The sequence below is a fragment of the Acidovorax sp. HDW3 genome, assembly GCF_011303755.1.
Lineage (GTDB): Bacteria > Pseudomonadota > Gammaproteobacteria > Burkholderiales > Burkholderiaceae_C > Paenacidovorax.
Window position 1 is genome coordinate 236,849 of sequence record NZ_CP049885.1, and the last position, 16,843, is coordinate 253,691.

The window sequence follows — 16,843 nt, forward strand, 5'->3', positions numbered from 1 at the left end:
GCTGAATAAGCGCGAGTAGCTATTAAAAATGGAGCAAAAACACCTCGCCACCCTGCTCGCTGCGCGCCAGACCATCCTGCCCAAGCGCCTGGTGGCGCCGGGGCCGGATGCGCAGCAGCTCGCCGCCTTGCTCGGCGCTGCCGCGCACGCGCCCGACCACGGCTGCCTGCTGCCCTGGCGCCTGGTGCGGGTGCCGCCTGCGGCGCGCGCCGCCCTGGGCGCGGCCTTTGCCCAGGCGCTGGCCGAGCGCGATCCAGGGGCCACGCCGGAGCAGCGGGCGCAGGCGCGCGAGAAGGCCGAGCGCGCGCCGCTGCTGCTGTTGCTGGTGGTCGATGGCGCCTGCGGCGACCCCGCCATTCCCTGGGATGAACGCGTACTCTCTGCCGGCTGCGCGGTGCAAAACATTCTGCTCACCGCCACGGCGCAGGGCTTTGGCTCGGCCCTCACCAGCGGCAAGGCGCTGCAGTCGGCGCCGCTGCGCACGCTGCTGGGTCTGGCGCCGGGCCAGCAGGCGCTGTGCTGCATCAGCATCGGCACGGTGCAGTCGCGCAAGGCCGCGCGCCTGCGCCCGGCGGCGGCGGATTATGTGGTCACCCTGGTTCCCGGCAAGGGTATGCAGCCCGGGTGGGACAATGCGTGACCATGGAAATTCAGCACTTTGACGATCTGCTCGCCGCCGCGCGAGCGCAAGCACAACCGCAGCGCCTGTTGATGGTGTTTGTCGCCACCGAACTGCCCGAGGACGCCAGCGCCGAACAGCGCGCGCGCTTTGCCCAGGGCGAGGGCGGGGCGCTGGTGCCGCTGATGTGCGTTGATAAAACCCCCGAAGAGCTCGACTCGTTTGCCACCTTGCTGGCCGAGTCGCAGCAGTTCGAGCTGCCCTACCAGCCCTGGCGCCTGGTGTTCACCGCCGCCCTGTCGGGCAGCAACGGCCAGGCGCCGACGAGCGAAGACGCCGAGTCGCCGCTCGAACGCATGGTCGAGTCGGTCAAGCTCGGCATGTTTGGCAACCTGCTGCCCTTTGACCGCCAGGGCCAGCCGGTGCACTTTGGCTGAACGCCATGACGGGTAAAGCCTCTCTGCCCGGCCTGCACAGCCCCGGCGCCAGCTTCGAGGCGCCGTTCGAGATGCTCGAAGCCTGCCACGAGCGGGTCGAGCGGATGCTCGATTTGCTCACCCGCCTGCGCCAGTACCTGCAGGCCAAGCCTTGCGACGAGGTGGCGCGCCAGGCGGCGCGCGACGTGCTGCGCTACTTCGACCTGGCGGCGCCGCTGCACCACCAGGACGAGGAGCTGCACGTCTTCCCGCTGCTGCTGGCCCAGGGCAGCAGCGCCCTGACCGAACTGGTGCGCCAGCTGCAGGCCGACCACCGAGCCATGGAAGCCGACTGGGCCCAGGCGCGGCTGGCTCTGCTGGCCCTGGCCGAGGGCCAGGCGCAGGGCTTTACCCCTGGCCAAGAGGCGTTGTTTGACTGTTTTGCCAGCCGCTACGCCGGCCATATCCGGCAAGAGGAAGGCAGCGTTTACCCCGCCGCCCAGGCCCTGTTGGGCCAGGCTGCGCAGCAGGGTATGGGCCAGGAAATGGCGCGCCGGCGCGGCGCGCGTTAAGGGCGGCGGCGCCTTGGGGCGACGCTGCAGACGTTCCCGCGATGCGATGCGCCCTGGTTTGGGATGAGATGCAAGACGCAAAGCGCAGCAATAGCCATCGCTATTGCGAGCATTTGCAACGCCGCAGATCGCCCAAACCGGGGATGGGGCGCGCGCGAGGGGCTTCTTCAGCGTTGCCTTAGTGCACCAGCACCGGGTTTTGCGCCAGCCCGGTGTAGCCGTCGAGGGTGTCCTCGACCTCCTCCTGGGTCGGCGTCTCGCGCTGCCAGGCCAGGATTTGTTGCTGGAACATCTCGGCCCAGGAACCGTCGAGGTAGACCTCTTTGCCCGAGCGCTTGTCCACGATCTCAAAGCCGTGGCGCGCCAGCTGCGGCCTGGGGTCGGCGCTGCTGCTGGCAGGGCTGTCGGCTTGCACGAAAGCGTCCGGCAGGATGTGCACCACCACAAAAGAATCCGAGTCATAAAGCATTTGCATGGCGTTCCTCCTTTCCGCTGGATGGCCTCTGATGATCTTGTATCGTCAGATGGCGCCGCCGGCTTGAAGTTCAAGCCAACGCTGCCCGCCAGTATTTCACGAAAAATCACCCCTTGTCAGGGCGGGCTGCTGTCCTTGAGCTGCAGCTCGACAAAATCGCCATTGCTTTGCGTGATGCGCAGGCGCACCGGCAGGTAGTGCAAGCTGGGCGCGAGCCACAGGTCGGCCTGCTGGTCGTACTCGGCCTGCGGCACGCGTTCGAGCTTGAGCGCCTCGATGCTGCCCGCCGGCAGCTGCAGCAGCTCGGGGCCGACGACGCGAAACACCCAGCGATTGACGGCGCGCGCGCTCGCCGTGGTCAGTGCCAGCTGCGTGCCGCTGGGGTAGTTCTCGGGCGCGGCGGCGATCAGGCTGGCAAGCTCGATGAACACGCTCAGGCGATCCTGCGCCCCCGGCACGATGGGCGCCGCAGGCGTGTTGGCGCTGAAGGTGACGCGCCCGGCGTCAAAGTCGAAATGCGCCGCCTGCTCGCTGCGCACGCGGTCGCCAAAGCGCTGCGGCTGCAGGCCCCAGGCGCCGAGCTGGCCGACGCTGGTCTGTGCGCGCGAGCCGATCAAAAAGGCGCGGATCTCCTGCTTGGCCTGGTACTGCTGGCCGTCGTGCTGCCACAGCAGCTCGGCGCTGGCGCTGTAGCGAAAACGCTTGACCTCGCCGTGCACCTCGAACGCCAGCCGCGTGGGCGGTGGCACGCGCACGGCCGGCGCATTGTCGCGCCCCAGGCTGCGCGCCTGGCCATCGGCCGCAGTGATTTGCAGGCCGGGGTCTTGCGGCTCGGCCGGGGGCGCGGGCGGCAATTCGGGTGCGGGCGGGGCGGCGGCAGTCTCGGCGGCGGTTTCGGTGGCGGTTTCGGTCGTGGCTGCGGGCGCTGATTCTGCCGTGGGTTCGGGTGCCGGCGCGGGTTCTGGGGCGGGCTCGGGCTCAGGCGCAGGGATGAATTCCGGGACGGGCTCGGGGATGGGCTCGGGCGCTGGTGCGGGGCGCGGCTTTGGTTTTGGTTTGGGCTTGGGTTTGGGCTTGGGTGGGGGGCGCGGTGCGGGCTCGGGCGCCGGCGGCGCGGGCGCGGCGATGCTGCGTGTTTGCATGGCGGCCTGCGGTGGTGTGGCTGTGGTGGTGGGCAGCTGCGGCCAGCCCCACAGGGCCAGCAGGTGCAGCGCCAGCACGAGCAGCACCGTCCGCAGCAGCTGCCTATGCGCTAAGCCCACTTCTACCGATTGGATACCTGCACGCTGTGGCATCTGCACTAGAATTTTTTGCTTCCGTTAAGGCAAATCGGTTGACTGTAACGTAATCAATACACAGGCAATCCATACACAGGAGAGCAGCGATGAAGTTGGCCACCTACAAGGATGGTTCGCGTGACGGGCAGCTGGTGGTAGTCGCCCGCGACCTGGGGCTGGCGCACTATGCGAGCGACATCTGCAGCCGGATGCAGCAGCTGCTCGACGACTGGAGTTTTCTGGCGCCGCAGCTGCAAGACCTGTACGAGCAACTCAACGCCGGGCGTGCGCGCCACGCTTTCCCGTTCGATCCGCGCCAGTGCATGGCGCCGCTGCCGCGCGCCTACCAGTGGGCCGATGGCTCGGCCTACCTCAACCACGTCGAGCTGGTGCGCAAGGCGCGCGGCGCCGAGGTGCCGGCGAGCTTTTATACCGACCCGCTGATGTACCAGGGCGGCAGCGACGATTTTCTCGGCCCCTGCGACGACGTGGCGCTGCCGAGCGCGGCCATGGGCATAGACTTCGAGGCCGAAATTGCCGTCATCACTGGCGACGTGAAGATGGGCACGGCGCCCGAGCCCGCGCTCGACGCCGTGCGCCTGCTGCTGCTGGCCAATGATTGGTCGCTGCGCAACCTCATTCCCGCCGAGCTGGCCAAGGGCTTTGGCTTTTTCCAGAGCAAGCCGGCGACGGCCTTCAGCCCCGTGGCCGTCACACCCGACGAGCTGGGCGCCGCCTGGCAGGGCGGGCGCGTGCACCTGCCGCTGCAGTCCACCTGGAATGGCCGGCGCGTGGGCCGCTGCGACGCGGGGCCGGAGATGACCTTCCACTTCGGTCAGCTCATTGCCCACATCGCCAAGACGCGCAACGTGCGCGCCGGCAGCGTGGTCGGCAGCGGCACGGTGAGCAACAAAGACTGGAGCCGGGGCTACAGCTGCATCGCCGAGAAGCGCTGCATCGAAACCATCGAGAGCGGTGCGCCGCAGACCGAGTTCATGCAGTTTGGCGACACCATCCGCATCGAGATGCTGGGCGCGGACGGCAAAAGCGTGTTCGGCGCCATCGACCAGCAGCTTGTATCTTTGGATGAAATAGGCCGCTAGCGCTTGCTGAATAAGCGCGAGCAGCTATCAAAACAGGAGTATTTGGTGCGCAATTTCGATTTTTACAACCCCACCCGCATCGTCTTCGGCCAGGGCCGCATGGCCGAGATCGACCGCCTGGTGCCGGCAGCGGCGCGCGTGCTCATCCTGGTGGGCGGTGCCAGCGCCGAAAAGCACGGCACGCTCGCCGCCGTGCGCCAGGCCCTGGGCGCGCGCGTGCACGCCACCTTTGCCGGCATCGAGCCCAACCCGCACTACGAAACCGCGCTGCAGGCCGTGGCGCAGATCCGCGCCGGCGGCTTTGACTACCTGCTGGCGCTGGGCGGCGGCTCGGTGATTGACGCCGCCAAGTTCATCGCCGCCGCTGCGCTCTACGACGGCGCCGAGCCCTGGGAGCTGGTGCGCCAGCGCGGGCGCAGCATCACGCGCGCGCTGCCGCTGGGCGCGGTGCTGACGCTGCCGGCCACCGGCTCGGAGATGAACGACGGCGGCGTGCTCACGCACCACGCGCGCGGGCACAAGCTGTCGTTTTCCAGCCCGCATTGCTTTCCGCAATGGTCGCTGCTCGACCCCAGCCTGACCTACACCCTGCCGCCGCGCCAGCTGGCCAACGGCGTCGTCGATGCCTTCGTGCACACCACCGAGCAGTACCTGACCTACCCCGTCGGCGGTGGTCTGCAAGACCGTTTTGCCGAGGGCCTGCTGCTGGAGCTGATCGACATCGGCCCGCGCATCCTGGCCGCGCCAGCGCAGCCCGACTACGCCGACCGCGCCAACCTGATGTGGGCGGCGAGCTGGGCGCTCAATGGCCTCATCGGCGCCGGCGTGCCGCAGGACTGGGCCACCCACGTCATCGGTCACGAATTCACCGCGCTCTACGGCATCGACCATGGCCGCAGCCTCGCCCTGGTGCTGCCGGCGCTGCTGCACGAGCGGCGTGCGCCCAAGCGCGCCAAGCTGCTGCAGTACGCGCAGCGCGTGTGGGGGCTGACGGCGGGCGACGAGGAGGCGCGTATCGACGCCGCCATCGCCCGCACGCGCGATTTTTTCGAGGGCCTGGGCGTGCCCACCCGGCTCTCGGCCTACGGCCTGGGCGCCGAAGCCGTGGACGCCGTGGTTGCCAACCTGCAGGCGCACGGCATGGTGCAGCTCGGCGAGCAGCGCGAGATCACGCCCGAGGTGGTGCGGCGCATTCTGCTGGCGGCGCTGTAGCGGCTAGATCACCACCACCAGCACCGCAACCAACGCCACGGTGGCAAGGGCCAAGGCGCTGCTGGCAAAAAGCGGCTGCACAGTGTTCCGGGGAACCCATTTTTTCCCCGAGAACATGGGGACGATCAGATTTTCGCGGTGTCGTATCCAGTGCCACAAAATCGCCATGACATGCACGGCAATGAGGCCCGCCATCACATAAGCCGTGATGACATGAAAGCCTGCCGCCAAGTCCGAAGTGACGCTGCTGACCGAGCGCGCAAGCGGGCCGCTGAAGCCAAGCCCATCACTGGAGAACATGCCGGACACGGCCTGGACCAGTACCACCACCAGCATCGCCACGACCATCAGTGCGCCGAGCGGGTTGTGCCCCACGGTCTCCAGCCTTCCGTTGGCAAGGTAGGCGCGGATGCCACCCAGCCCTTTCACGAAATCACTGAACCTGGATGTCTGGCTGCCGATGAAGCCCCAAAGCAGTCGGAACACGGCGAGGACAAGTACCACGCGGCCAATGGCTCCATGCGCCTGCATCTGGCCTGCGTAGGCACTCAGAAACAGCATGGCCATCAGCAGCACCAAGGCCCAATGGAACAGCCGGACGGGAAGATCCCACACCCGAATTTTCTGCCGCGCAGGGGTTTTCATCAGCGGCCACGTTTGTAGCTGTCATGACAGGACGAGCAGCTGTTTTGCACCTGCCGCAACCGCTGGGACAATAGCGCCGCATCCGCCTGGGACGCCGCTGCTTGCTCCAGTTGCCGCGAACTGTTTTGGAACGCCTCGGCCTTCGCCACGAAATCCGGAAAGTTCTGCCAGATGCTTCCCTTTGCCTTCGAGAAAAAACCACCTTTCGCGTCTGGCGGATAGAGGTCAGGAATCTTGTCGGCAAAGCTGGCGAGCAGGCGTGCCTGTTCCGCAATAGCCTGTTTGTCGTCCTTGGCGATGGCATCCTCGATCGTCGCCACCGAATGCTTGCTCGCCTTGAAGCCATCGATGCGTTCGCGCACAGGGTCAGCTGCGCTCGCCAGAGGCGTCAATGCCAGGGCCGCGATGGCCAGAAGTAGTGCGTTGATGGTTGGTGTTTTGGGGTTGTTCATGGTTTGCCCTTTCGATATTCCTGAATACATGCCTGTCAGCAGCCGGCGAACTTCTCGGCATGGACGTTTTTTTGCTCGACACCGGCGCGCTGGAGCACTCCTTCCATTGCCGACACCATCGCTGGCGGCCCGGCCACATAGAAGATGGGCGCGGCAAGATCACCCACATGCTTGGCGAGCATTTCAGCGGTGATATGGCCATGCTCCACGGCGTTTCCTGGCGGGACGGCCTTGCCATCGGTGAACGTCGCGATCAGCTTGAACTGCGGGTTCTCTTTTTCGAGCTCCCGCAACTCGGTGAGATAGGCAGCATCCTCGGGCTTGCGGCTGCTGTAGAACAGAAACAGGCGATGCGGCAACCCTTGGCTCACGGCATCCACAACCATGCTGCGAAACGGCGTGATGCCGATGCCTCCTGCCAGAAACACCGCTGGGCGCTTCGCATCGTCGTGCAGCACCAGATCGCCATAGGGGCCTTCGACCTGGATGGCGGAGCCGATGTCTGCAGCAGTAAGGTGGCGCTTGAAGCGCGTCTCGGTCAGCCGGGTTGCAATTTCCAGTTCGGAGTCCTCTGGATCGCTGGCGATAGAGAATGTTCGGACTTGCCCGTGGGCATCCGCGCCTTTCAGACCAGGGAAGGACACGTACACCGCTTGCCCGGGTACAAACTTGAAGCCCTCGGGCTTGCTCAAGCGCAGCGCCAATGTGCCGTTGGCGATTTCTTTCTTGCCCGTTATCTGGGCGGTGAAGGTGGCGGCGGGCCGAAGAAAGCTCTTGCGCTTCCACTGCGTCAGGGCCATGCCATCACGCATACTGAGGCCCAGCAAGGTGATGTTGATCGCGCCCGCAACCAACTCCAGCGCCTGCACGGTGTAGAAGGTCGCATCGAACTCGCCAGCCCGGGCCTTGGCGGCGAGGAACAGCGCCGACGGAATCAGCACCAGCAGACCGTTCGCACCGATGAAGGGCATGCGCTTGAGCTTTGCACCGACCAGCCCCTTGCGCTGCCCCTGCGACAGGAAGAAGCCGGAACCGCCCGTGGCGGCCAGGGCCGGCACCAGCAGGAAGAAGCCCCAGGGGATGGCGGTCTTGACCGCAATCACGGCGGCCTCGGATGCGAACAGTTCGGAAATGGCGGTCGAGAGCCAGAAGGTCGCGATGGTGAGAGTGGCGACCAGACCGGCGAGCGGATGAATGATTCTTGGCATGGTGGTGGTTTCCTTTTCGTGCGGAGCAGATGCCAGCTACGGCGACCTCCCCCTGGAGACAGGGCAAACGTGCTCAGATTGAAGGCTCGTTTTCATGAAGCTGCGACATCACCGCGAGGACCCGAAGTACCGCATCCAGATCGACAGCGGTGAACCCGGTTGCCATCTTTTGCACATGCTGGTTCCAACAATCGTCTATGGCGCCATAGGTGGTCTGGCCGATCTCGGTGAGCGCATACAGCGGTGACCGCTTGTGCGCGGGATTGGGTAAAGGCTGCAGCAGCCCCTCGTCAACCAGCAGGTTGATCTGCTTGAGAACGCCTTGCCGGGTGACTCCCATCGCTGCGGCGATTTGCGGGATGGTGGGCGGTTGCGGTGCCATGGCGATGGCCCCGAGCACCTGCCAGCGTGCGCTGGTCAAGCCATGGGGCTGGCAAAAGTGATTGCCCCACTCGACGAGCTGGCCGTTCAGCCTGAAAACGGATAGCGCGATGGCGGTTAGTTTGTCTGCTTTGGTTGGATTCATGATCGCCTTCAAATTGACAGCCAGTTTACAACATGGGTTACTGGTTGTCGATTTTTTGCCGACTGGAGAACGCCTCCCGGACGGTTGCAGAGAAAAAAATGCGCTCCACTGCCCATGGCTCGCGCCCGGGCCTGGACAGGCGACCCAGCACAGGCTTCCCGAACCAACGGCATGGCCGAGGGCGGGATGGGCCGCATTGCCGATGTCTTGGGCATCCACCGGTTCAGCCGCAGTGAGGATTTGGTGCAGGTACGCCAGGCGCCTATGCGGGCCATGACGGCGTGGTGTCGGGAGCGCCCTAATCTGTTGGGCAAACCACCATATGCCCATCCTGGGTGTGATGTGCCGCCGCCAGTGCCACCTCCACCAGGCAGTCGTAGAACGTTGGCCCTGCGCCCAGGTCGGTCAGCGCCTGGCTGGTGAGGTGGTTCATGTTGCCGCCGCCGGGGCTGAGCTTGTGCCACCAGATGCCCAGGGCGTTGACCACGCCCGGACGTGCGCGCTGGCCCACCTGGGCGTGGCACAGGTAGCTGCCCCGGTCGTTGAACAGGCGCACCAGGGCACCGTCGGCAATGCCGCGTGCGGCGGCGTCCTGCGGGTGGATCTCGACCAGCGGGCGCTGCTCCTGCGCCTGCAGGCTGGCGACGTTGGCAAAGCTTGAATTGAGAAAGTTGCGCGCCGGCGGCGAGATCATGGCCAGCGGGTAGCGCGTGCAGCTGCCCGGCACTTCGTGGTTGGGCACGTAGCCTGGCAGCGGGTCGTGGCCGACGTCCTGCAGGCGCTGGCTGAAAAACTCGCACTTGCCCGATGGTGTGGCAAAGCCGCCCTCGGCAAACGGCGCCTCGGGTACGGCCAGCGGCGCAAAGCCCTGCGCCAGCAGCAGGTCAAAGTCCACGGCCTCGCCATAGGCCTGGCGGCACAGCTGCGCGTCGCTGTCGGTAAAGCAGGGCTCGGTGTAGCCCATGTGCACCGCCAGGTCGCGAAAAATTTGCGCATTGCTGCGCGCCTGGCCCAGCGGCGCAATGGCGGGGCGGTTGAGCAGCACGTCGGTGTGGCCGTAGGCCAGGTGCACGTCCCATTGTTCGAGCTGCGTGGTCGCGGGCAGGAGGTAGTCGGCCCAGTCGGCGGTGTCGGTCTGGAACAGTTCGAGCACCACGGTGAACAAGTCCTCGCGCGCCAGGCCGTGCAGCACCTTGCCTGCGTCCGGCGCGACGGCGGCGGGGTTGCTGTTGTAAATCACCAGGGCCTCGACCTGGGGGCCAAAGTCGGCGCTGCCCGGGTGCAGCAGGTCGTCGCCCAGCGTCACCATGTTGAGCGTGCGCGGCTGGCGCCCGGCGAGCAGGTCGGGGCGCTGCAGGGCGGCTTTTTGCACCGGAAATTCCCCCGAACTCGACAGCAGCAGCCCGCCCGCGCGCTGGCGCCAGGCGCCCACCAGCGCCGGCAGGCAGGCGATGGCGCGCACCGCGTTGGCGCCGCCGTGCACGCGCTGCACGCCGTAGTTCAGGCGGATGGCGGCGGGGCGGGTGCTGCCGTAGTCGCGCGCCAGGCGGCGGATTTGCTCTGCCGGCAGGCCGCAGACGGCGGCGGCGCGCTCGGGCGGCCACTGCAGGGCGCGCTCACGCAGCTGCTCCCAGCCCAGGGTGTGGCGGGCGATGTAGTCGTGGTCAAGCCAGTCGTTCTCGATCAGCTCGTGCATCAGTGCCAGCGCCAGTGCGGCGTCGGTGCCGGGCAGCAGCTGGATGTGCTCGTGGCATTTGTCGGCGGTTTCGCTGCGCCGGGGGTCGATGCACACCAGGCGTGCGCCGCCTCTCTTGGCCTCTTGCGCGTAGCGCCAGAAATGCAGGTTGCTGGTGATGGAGTTGCTGCCCCAGATGAGGATGAGCTGCGCCTGGCTGAAATGCTCAACCTTCATGCCGCGCTTGGCGCCCAGGGTGTGCAGCAGGCCCTCGCCGCCGGCGCTGGCGCAGATGCTGCGGTGCAGCTGCGAGGCGCCCAGGCGGTGGAAGAAGCGCCGGTCCATGCTCTCGCCCTGCACCAGGCCCATGGTGCCGGCGTAGCTGTAGGGCAGGATGGCCTCGGGGTTGCGCGCGGCAATGGCCTGCAGGCGGGCGGCGATGTCGGCCAGGGCCTCATCCCAGGAGACGGGGGTGAACTGCCCGCTGCCCTTGGGGCCGCTGCGCTTCATGGGCGTGAGCAGGCGCTCGGGGTGGTAGGTGCGTTCGGGGTATTTGCTGACCTTGGCGCAGAGCACGCCGGCGGTGTGCGTGTGCGCCGGGTTGCCCTGCACGCGCGTGGCGCGGCCGTTTTCCACGGTGGTGAGCAGGGCGCAGGTGTCGGGGCAATCATGCGGGCAGGCGCCGCGCACGGTGATGGGGGAGGAGGGCATAGGGCAATCGCGCAATGGGCTGGCGGGAGGGCAGGGGGCTGGCTACACTCGATCGCATAGGACGCCAGCGCAGCTGGTGGGGTGTGCAGCCATTGTCGAGAAGGATAGTGCCATGACGCAGCAAGCATGTAATCGGCGGCAATTTTCACTGGCTTCACTGGCATTGGGGGCCATGGCGTGGGCCGGTGGGCCCGCTGCCCGGGCGCAGGGCGAGGGGCGTATCGTCATCGGCCAGTCGGCTGCGCTCTCGGGGGCGGCGGCGCAGCTGGGGCAGCAGTTTCAGGCCGGGGCGCAGCTGGCGTTTGCCCAGGTCAACGCCCAAGGCGGCATTGGCCGGCGCCAGATCGAGCTGCGCAGCCTCGACGACGGCTACGAACCCGAGCGCTGCGCCGAGAACACGCGCCGTTTCGTCTCCGACGAGGTGCTGGCCCTGTTTGGCTACATTGGCACGCCCACCAGCCTGGCTGCGCTGCCGCTGGTGACGCAGGCGGGCCTGCCTTTTATTGCGCCCTTTTCGGGGGCCATGGCGCTGCGCAAGCCGTTTCGGCGCCAGGTGTTTCATGTGCGTGCGTCGTACAACGACGAGACGGAGCTCATCGTCAATCAGCTCACCCACCTGGGGCAGACCAAGATTGGCGTGTTCCACCAGAACGACAGCTACGGCCAGGCCGGGCTCGATGGCGTGACCAAGGCCCTGGCCGCGCGCAAGCTCGCCCCGGTGGCCACCAGCACCGTGGAGCGCAACTCTGACAAGGTGGCCGACGCCGTGGCCAAACTGCTGGCGGCCAAGCCCGAGGCGATTGTGCAAATCGGCGCCTACGGTGCTTGCGCGGCCTTCATTCGCGCGGCGCGCAAGGCCGGTTATGGCGGCGGTTTTTACAACGTGTCTTTTGTGGGTACCGAAGCCTTGGCGCAGGCGCTGGGGCCGCAGGCGGCGGGGGTGGTGGTGTCGCAGGTCATGCCCTCGCCCTACCTGACGCAGCGCCCGGCCACGCGGGAATTTTTGGAGGCCATCAAGAAGGGCGGCGACAAGGTGCAGCCCAACTACGTGAGTATTGAGGGCTATATTGCCGCCCGCACCTTGATCGAGGGCCTGCGCCTGGCGCACAGCGGCGGCAAGCTCACGCGCGAGTCGCTGGTCACGGCGCTGGAGGGCATCAACAGCAACGTGGCCGGCTTTCCCCTGCGCTTTACGGACTACAGCCATGAGGGCTCGGGTTTTGTTGAAATGTCCATGCTCACCGGCGATGGCCGGGTGCGCATTTGAGAGAGAAAAAAACATGCATTTGATCGACGCCATCGTGGCCCAGGCCGATGCCATGGCCACCCTGCGCCGTGACATCCACGCCCACCCCGAGCTGAGCTTTCAAGAGTGGCGCACCGCCGACCTGGTGGCGGCGCAGCTGAGCGCCTGGGGCATTCCCATCCACCGGGGCCTGGGGCAGACGGGGGTGGTGGGCATAGTGCACGGGCGCGACGGCGGCGCCTGTGGCCGCGCCCTGGGCCTGCGCGCGGACATGGATGCGCTGCCCATGCAGGAGAAAAACACCTTCGCCCACGCCAGCCGCCACCCCGGCAAGATGCACGGCTGCGGCCACGACGGCCACACGGCCATGCTGCTGGCGGCGGCGCAGCACCTGGCGCAGCAGCGCGACTTTGACGGCACGGTGTACCTCATCTTCCAGCCCGCCGAGGAGGGCGGCGGCGGCGCCAAGGTGATGATGGACGACGGCCTGTTCGAGCGCTTTCCGATGCAGGCTGTGTTCGGAATGCACAACTGGCCAGGAATGCCCGCCGGCAGCATGGCCGTGAGCCCCGGGCCGGTGATGGCCGCGACCAGCGAGTTCAAGATCACCGTGCACGGCAAGGGCTGCCACGCGGCCATGCCGCACCTGGGCGTGGACTCGGTGCTGGTGGCCTGCCAGCTGGTGCAATCGCTGCAAAGCATCATCAGCCGCAACAAGAAGCCGCTCGATACGGCGGTGATCTCGGTCACCATGATCCACGGCGGCGAGGCCAGCAACGTCGTCCCCGGCCACTGCGAATTGCAGGGCACGGTGCGCACCTTCACGCCCGAGGTGCTCGACTTGGTGGAGCAGCGGATGCGCCAGATGGCCGAACATGTCTGCAGCGCCCACGGCGCGCGCTGCGATTTCGTCTTTGAGCGCAACTACCCAGCCACCGTCAACAGCCCGGAAGAGGCGGCGCTGGCGCGCGCGGTGATGCTCGACATTCTGGGCCCCGAGCAGGTGCTGGAGCAGGAGCCCACCCTGGGCGGCGAGGACTTTGCCTACATGCTGCAGGCCAAGCCCGGGGCCTATTGTTTTATCGCCAACGGCGAGGGCGAGCACCGCCACCTTGGCCACGGCGGCGGGCCGTGCACGCTGCACAACCCGAGCTACGACTTCAACGACGCCCTGATCCCGCTGGGCGCCACCTACTGGGTGCGACTGGCGCAGCGCTGGTTGGCGGGCTAATTGCCTTCCAGCGCTTGTGTGGCAAGCGCGAGTAGCTATTAAATTAGTAGCATTTGGCGTTTTCCTCATCGCCCCAGGGCAGCATCAGGGTGAGCAGCGCGAGCTGCTCGAACTCGGGCGTGAAGGCGTCGATGATGGCCTGCGGCTCGGGGCACAGCGCGGTGTCGCTCATGACGCCAAACTGCACGCCGCCGCCGTAGCTCAGAATCGACACGCCCAGGCCGATGTCGCCCGACTGCGGCACCCAGAACATGCACTGCGTGACGCGTGCGCCGCACAGCGTCAGCGCCTCTTGCGGCCCAGGCACGTTGGTCATGACGGCGGTGGTCTTGCGGCCAAAGAGGTTGATGAGCGCATCCTGCGCCGGCTTCACCAGCATCCCGGCCATGGACAGCATGGCAAAGGCCAGCAGCGGCTGGGTGCTGCCCTTCAAGGCATTCATGCGCCGGCGCACCTCGTACAGGCGCTCGATGGGGTTGGCGATGCCGATGGGCAGCACCAGCGGCACCAGGCCAAAGCGGTTGCCCAGCTTCCAGGCTTCTTCCAGCGGGCGCAGGTTGATGGGAATCATGGCGCGAATTTCCTGGCCGCTGGGGTCGTCACCCTGGGCGCGCAGGTAGTTGCCGATGGCGCCGGCAACGCAGGACATGAGCACGTCGTTGATCGAGCAGTTGAGCGCCCGGCCCACGTTTTTGACTGCGTCCAGCGGCACCGGCGGGCACCAGGCGACGCGCTTGACCTCGCCGGGCTGGCCTTTGAGGCGCGTGTGCGAGTCGTCGGGCATGAGCGCGAGTGCAGCGGCGTCGCTCACCAGCTGGTAGGCCAGGCGTGCGGCATCGACGGAGCTGGCCAGGCCGTGTTCGAGCAGCTTTTCGGGCTCGCGCAGCAGGTGCAGCGATTGCGCCGCGCCGTCGCCCGCCATGTCCAGCGCTTTGACGGCCATGTCGGTGATGGGCTTGATGAGGGCGTCGGCCAGCCACTCCTCGGGGCTGTGGTGCGGCTCGGGCTTGGCGCGCCGCTGCGGCGGTGCGCTGCCGCCATCGACCAGCGACATGGTGACCGAGATCAGGGCAATGCCGTCGGCAATGCAGTGGTGGATGCGCACGATGAGGGCGCTGCCGGCCACGCCGTCGTCGCCCGTGAAGTTTTCAATCAGGTGGATTTGCCACAGCGGGCGCCGACCATCGAGCGACTGCATCGCCAGCTCGCCCACGCGCTCTTGCAACGCTTGCTGCTGCGACTGGCCTTTGCGGTGCGGGAGCTTCTCGCGCACCACGTGCGCGGCAATGTCGAAATGGTCGTCATCGACCCAGGTGGCGCCGGCGGCATCTTGCACCACACGCTGGCGAAAGCGTGGGTACTTGAGCAGGCGCTCTTGCACACGTTCGCACAGGGCTTGCCAGGTAATGCCTGGGGCGAGCGTCCACACGCCGTTGATCATCATGCGGTTGTGGTCGCAGTCCATGCGCAGCCAGGCAGTATCGACCTTGCTCATGCGCTGGCCCGACAGGCCCAGCATTCCGCTGGCGGCGCGCTGTACGTTTTTGCGCACGATTTTGGCGGCACGGGCAGCGGGCTCGGGCAGAGACAGGAGATGGTGGGGGGCAATGGCGGCGCGGCGGGAGTCCATGGGCTGCTTGTCCTGTGCAGTGCGGGTGGCAAAAAAGCGGGATTTTGGGGCGAGGCTCTAGGGAGCGCACCCTATGGCGGCGCCCTTGGATCGGTAAGATACACCGGCTGAACCGGCGCACCGCCTGTGGCGCCCCCCCGGTTAACCCTTTGATTCTTCCAGGAGCATTCGCCCATGTCCGATCTGAACGCCACTTTTGAAGCCGCCGTGGCCAATTCCAAGAACCTCAGCGAGCGTCCCGACAACGCCACGCTGCTCAAAATCTACGCCCTCTACAAGCAGGCCACCGCCGGTGACAACGGCGAGAAAAAGCCCAGCTTCTCCGACATGGTCGGCCGCGCCAAGTGGGACGCCTGGGAAAAGCTCAAGGGCACGGGCGCGGACGAGGCCAAGCAGCAGTACATCGACCTCATCACTTCGCTGAGCTGAGCACGCTGCACCCCCGCACTGGCCCCGCAAGGGGCCATTGTCGTTTGTGGGGGGCGCTCAGGCGCCCAGCAATTCATCGAACTGCGCGTTGAGCTCGCTTTCGATCTTGTGCTTGAAGGCGCTGACAAGAAAGCCCAGGTGCATGTCAAGCTCGAAGCGGTCGGCGTACACCTGCAATTGGCCGCTGACGCCGCTGCGTTCAAAGCTGACGGTGTCTTGGTCCTCGCCCTCGGCATAGGTGCATTTGAGGTGGAATTTTTCCTCTGCCTTTTCCGCCCAGGCAAAGGCGGCTTGGCGGGCGGCGGCAAGGCCGAGTTGGTGGGGGCGTTGGATATGGATATTCGACACAAAAAGGCTCCGGCAGGCTCGGGGCGATCATAAAACCGGCGCACGGCCTTTGCGTTGACAAGCGCAAAACTTGTGCAGCTGCAGCCTACACTTGCTGCATTCAACCAGGGGCGCCACGGATGGAACTCTTTTCGCTGTTATTGCTGCTGTTCATTGGTGTGCACCTGCTGCGTGGGCGCGAGCGCGCGGCGCGCGTGGCGCTGCTGGGCAGCTACCTGAGCCGCTACCAAATTGAAAAGCTCATGGAGGCCCTGACCGACGGCTACCTGCGCGCCCTGGGCGAAGCCGACGCCGAACGCCGCCAGCAAATCTGGGGCCTGCTGGCAACGACGGAGAAAAACCTGGTGCTGCAGTTCGAGTCGTTTGCCGAGGACTTTGCCCGGGTCGCCGAGCAGGATGCGCGTGTGAGCCGCCTGCCGCTGGCCCTGCCCTATGCCAGCCGCTGGTGGCCGGCAGCCACCTTTGATATGCGCGCCCTGCTGCGGCTGCACGCACGCGGCATTGCCGAGGTCGCGGCCGACGTGGGCGACGGCTCGCCCGAGGCGCGCAAGGCGCAGGCCTTCACCATGACGGCCGAGCTGTACCTGATGCAGCACAGCTGCCACTGGTTTTGCCGCTCGGCGACCATGGCCTCGGTGCGCCTGGTGGCGCTGCACCAGACGGGGTACGAGCAGGTGCTTGCCAGCGTCTCGCGCCGCACGCGCGACGGCTACCGCCAGCTCACCGGCATCTGACCAGGGAGGGGCGCCCATGCTCTACAAGTTCAAGTCCCGCGCCACGGCGGACGTCATCATGCTCGAACCCAATGGCCGCCAGCTGGTGCAGCTCATGGGCAAGGAGCCGGGGGTGGCCGGCATCGTCACGCCCGAGCAGATTCCGGCGGCCATCGCCGCCATCGAGGCCGCCATCGCCGCCGAGGATGCCGCCCGCACCCAGGCGGCGCAGGAGAGCGCAGGCGACGGTGTTGTCGATCGCCCCGAGCCGGTGCACCTGCGCCAGCGCGCCGCGCCGCTGCTCGACATGCTGCGCCGCAGCGCGCAGGCCGGGCGCGAGGTGTGCTGGTAGCTC

General features: G+C 66.7%; 19 protein-coding genes. 10 read left to right on the plus strand and 9 right to left on the minus strand.

What is annotated here, in order from left to right; translation table 11 throughout:
- Nucleotides 1-28: 28 nt before the first annotated feature.
- From G7045_RS01010 to G7045_RS01020, 3 genes are read left to right on the plus strand one after another with little or no spacing between them, the layout of a single operon-like run.
- Nucleotides 29-640: a nitroreductase family protein gene (locus G7045_RS01010; protein WP_166156050.1), complete on the plus strand. Its 612-nt coding sequence runs from the start codon at nt 29-31 to the stop codon at nt 638-640.
- Between the two features lie 2 nt (nt 641-642).
- The gene (locus G7045_RS01015) at nt 643-1,056 is read left to right on the plus strand and encodes a ribonucleotide reductase subunit alpha (protein ID WP_166156052.1); all 414 of its coding nucleotides are present in this window, start codon (nt 643-645) and stop codon (nt 1,054-1,056) included.
- 5 nt (nt 1,057-1,061) lie between these two features.
- The gene (locus G7045_RS01020) at nt 1,062-1,607 is read left to right on the plus strand and encodes a hemerythrin domain-containing protein (RefSeq protein WP_166156055.1); all 546 of its coding nucleotides are present in this window, start codon (nt 1,062-1,064) and stop codon (nt 1,605-1,607) included.
- A gap of 178 nt (nt 1,608-1,785) precedes the next feature.
- Here G7045_RS01020 and G7045_RS01025 read toward each other — a convergent pair whose 3' ends face one another.
- Complete coding sequence (locus G7045_RS01025; RefSeq protein WP_166156058.1) at nt 1,786-2,082, minus strand: DUF3567 domain-containing protein; 297 nt, start codon at nt 2,080-2,082, stop codon at nt 1,786-1,788.
- 116 nt (nt 2,083-2,198) lie between these two features.
- The gene (locus tag G7045_RS01030) at nt 2,199-3,377 is read right to left on the minus strand and encodes a DUF3108 domain-containing protein (protein ID WP_166156061.1); all 1,179 of its coding nucleotides are present in this window, start codon (nt 3,375-3,377) and stop codon (nt 2,199-2,201) included.
- 89 nt (nt 3,378-3,466) lie between these two features.
- On the opposite strand from G7045_RS01030, the gene G7045_RS01035 reads away from it, so the two are divergent.
- Both G7045_RS01035 and G7045_RS01040 read left to right on the plus strand, forming a co-directional pair.
- Entirely contained in the window at nt 3,467-4,462 is a 996-nt protein-coding gene (locus G7045_RS01035; RefSeq protein ID WP_166156064.1) for a fumarylacetoacetate hydrolase family protein, read from the plus strand.
- Nucleotides 4,463-4,507: 45 nt separating this feature from the next.
- Nucleotides 4,508-5,674, plus strand: a complete 1,167-nt coding sequence (locus tag G7045_RS01040; protein WP_166156067.1) for an iron-containing alcohol dehydrogenase — start codon at nt 4,508-4,510, stop codon at nt 5,672-5,674.
- A 3-nt stretch (nt 5,675-5,677) separates the two neighbouring features.
- Here the strand turns inward: G7045_RS01040 and G7045_RS01045 are convergent, their stop codons facing one another.
- The 5 genes from G7045_RS01045 to G7045_RS01065 all read right to left on the minus strand — a co-directional run bounded on the left by G7045_RS01045 (nt 5,678) and on the right by G7045_RS01065 (nt 10,891).
- Nucleotides 5,678-6,319: a cytochrome b/b6 domain-containing protein gene (locus G7045_RS01045; RefSeq protein ID WP_166156070.1), complete on the minus strand. Its 642-nt coding sequence runs from the start codon at nt 6,317-6,319 to the stop codon at nt 5,678-5,680.
- A complete protein-coding gene (locus G7045_RS01050) occupies nt 6,319-6,771 on the minus strand; it encodes a cytochrome c (protein WP_166156073.1) in 453 nt (150 codons plus the stop codon). The genes G7045_RS01045 and G7045_RS01050 overlap by 1 nt, the downstream gene beginning before the upstream one ends.
- 35 nt (nt 6,772-6,806) lie before the next feature.
- Nucleotides 6,807-7,979, minus strand: coding sequence for a ferredoxin--NADP reductase (locus G7045_RS01055; protein ID WP_166156076.1), 1,173 nt, complete (start codon nt 7,977-7,979; stop codon nt 6,807-6,809).
- A 73-nt stretch (nt 7,980-8,052) separates the two neighbouring features.
- The gene (locus G7045_RS01060; protein ID WP_166156079.1) at nt 8,053-8,505 is read right to left on the minus strand and encodes a MarR family winged helix-turn-helix transcriptional regulator; all 453 of its coding nucleotides are present in this window, start codon (nt 8,503-8,505) and stop codon (nt 8,053-8,055) included.
- Between the two features lie 298 nt (nt 8,506-8,803).
- Complete coding sequence (locus G7045_RS01065) at nt 8,804-10,891, minus strand: molybdopterin-dependent oxidoreductase (RefSeq protein WP_205737197.1); 2,088 nt, start codon at nt 10,889-10,891, stop codon at nt 8,804-8,806.
- A 112-nt stretch (nt 10,892-11,003) separates the two neighbouring features.
- Between G7045_RS01065 and G7045_RS01070 the strand changes: the two genes are divergently transcribed.
- On the plus strand, nt 11,004-12,158 hold the full coding sequence (locus G7045_RS01070; RefSeq protein ID WP_166156085.1) for an ABC transporter substrate-binding protein: 1,155 nt from the start codon (nt 11,004-11,006) through the stop codon (nt 12,156-12,158).
- A 13-nt stretch (nt 12,159-12,171) separates the two neighbouring features.
- Entirely contained in the window at nt 12,172-13,368 is a 1,197-nt protein-coding gene (locus G7045_RS01075; protein ID WP_166156088.1) for a M20 aminoacylase family protein, read from the plus strand.
- A 43-nt stretch (nt 13,369-13,411) separates the two neighbouring features.
- Here the strand turns inward: G7045_RS01075 and G7045_RS01080 are convergent, their stop codons facing one another.
- Complete coding sequence (locus G7045_RS01080; RefSeq protein ID WP_370521750.1) at nt 13,412-14,887, minus strand: wax ester/triacylglycerol synthase family O-acyltransferase; 1,476 nt, start codon at nt 14,885-14,887, stop codon at nt 13,412-13,414.
- 285 nt (nt 14,888-15,172) lie between these two features.
- Here G7045_RS01080 and G7045_RS01085 point away from each other — a divergent pair, with 285 nt between their 5' ends.
- Nucleotides 15,173-15,427 carry an acyl-CoA-binding protein gene (locus tag G7045_RS01085; RefSeq protein ID WP_166156094.1) on the plus strand — a complete coding sequence of 85 codons (255 nt, stop codon included), beginning with the start codon at nt 15,173-15,175 and terminating at the stop codon, nt 15,425-15,427.
- A gap of 57 nt (nt 15,428-15,484) precedes the next feature.
- Here G7045_RS01085 and G7045_RS01090 read toward each other — a convergent pair whose 3' ends face one another.
- The gene (locus G7045_RS01090) at nt 15,485-15,775 is read right to left on the minus strand and encodes a polyhydroxyalkanoic acid system family protein (RefSeq protein ID WP_166156097.1); all 291 of its coding nucleotides are present in this window, start codon (nt 15,773-15,775) and stop codon (nt 15,485-15,487) included.
- Nucleotides 15,776-15,894: 119 nt separating this feature from the next.
- Between G7045_RS01090 and G7045_RS01095 the strand changes: the two genes are divergently transcribed.
- Nucleotides 15,895-16,509: a hypothetical protein gene (locus G7045_RS01095; protein WP_166156100.1), complete on the plus strand. Its 615-nt coding sequence runs from the start codon at nt 15,895-15,897 to the stop codon at nt 16,507-16,509.
- Nucleotides 16,510-16,525: 16 nt separating this feature from the next.
- Nucleotides 16,526-16,840, plus strand: a complete 315-nt coding sequence (locus G7045_RS01100; RefSeq protein ID WP_166156103.1) for a DUF1840 domain-containing protein — start codon at nt 16,526-16,528, stop codon at nt 16,838-16,840.
- Nucleotides 16,841-16,843: the final 3 nt, after the last annotated feature.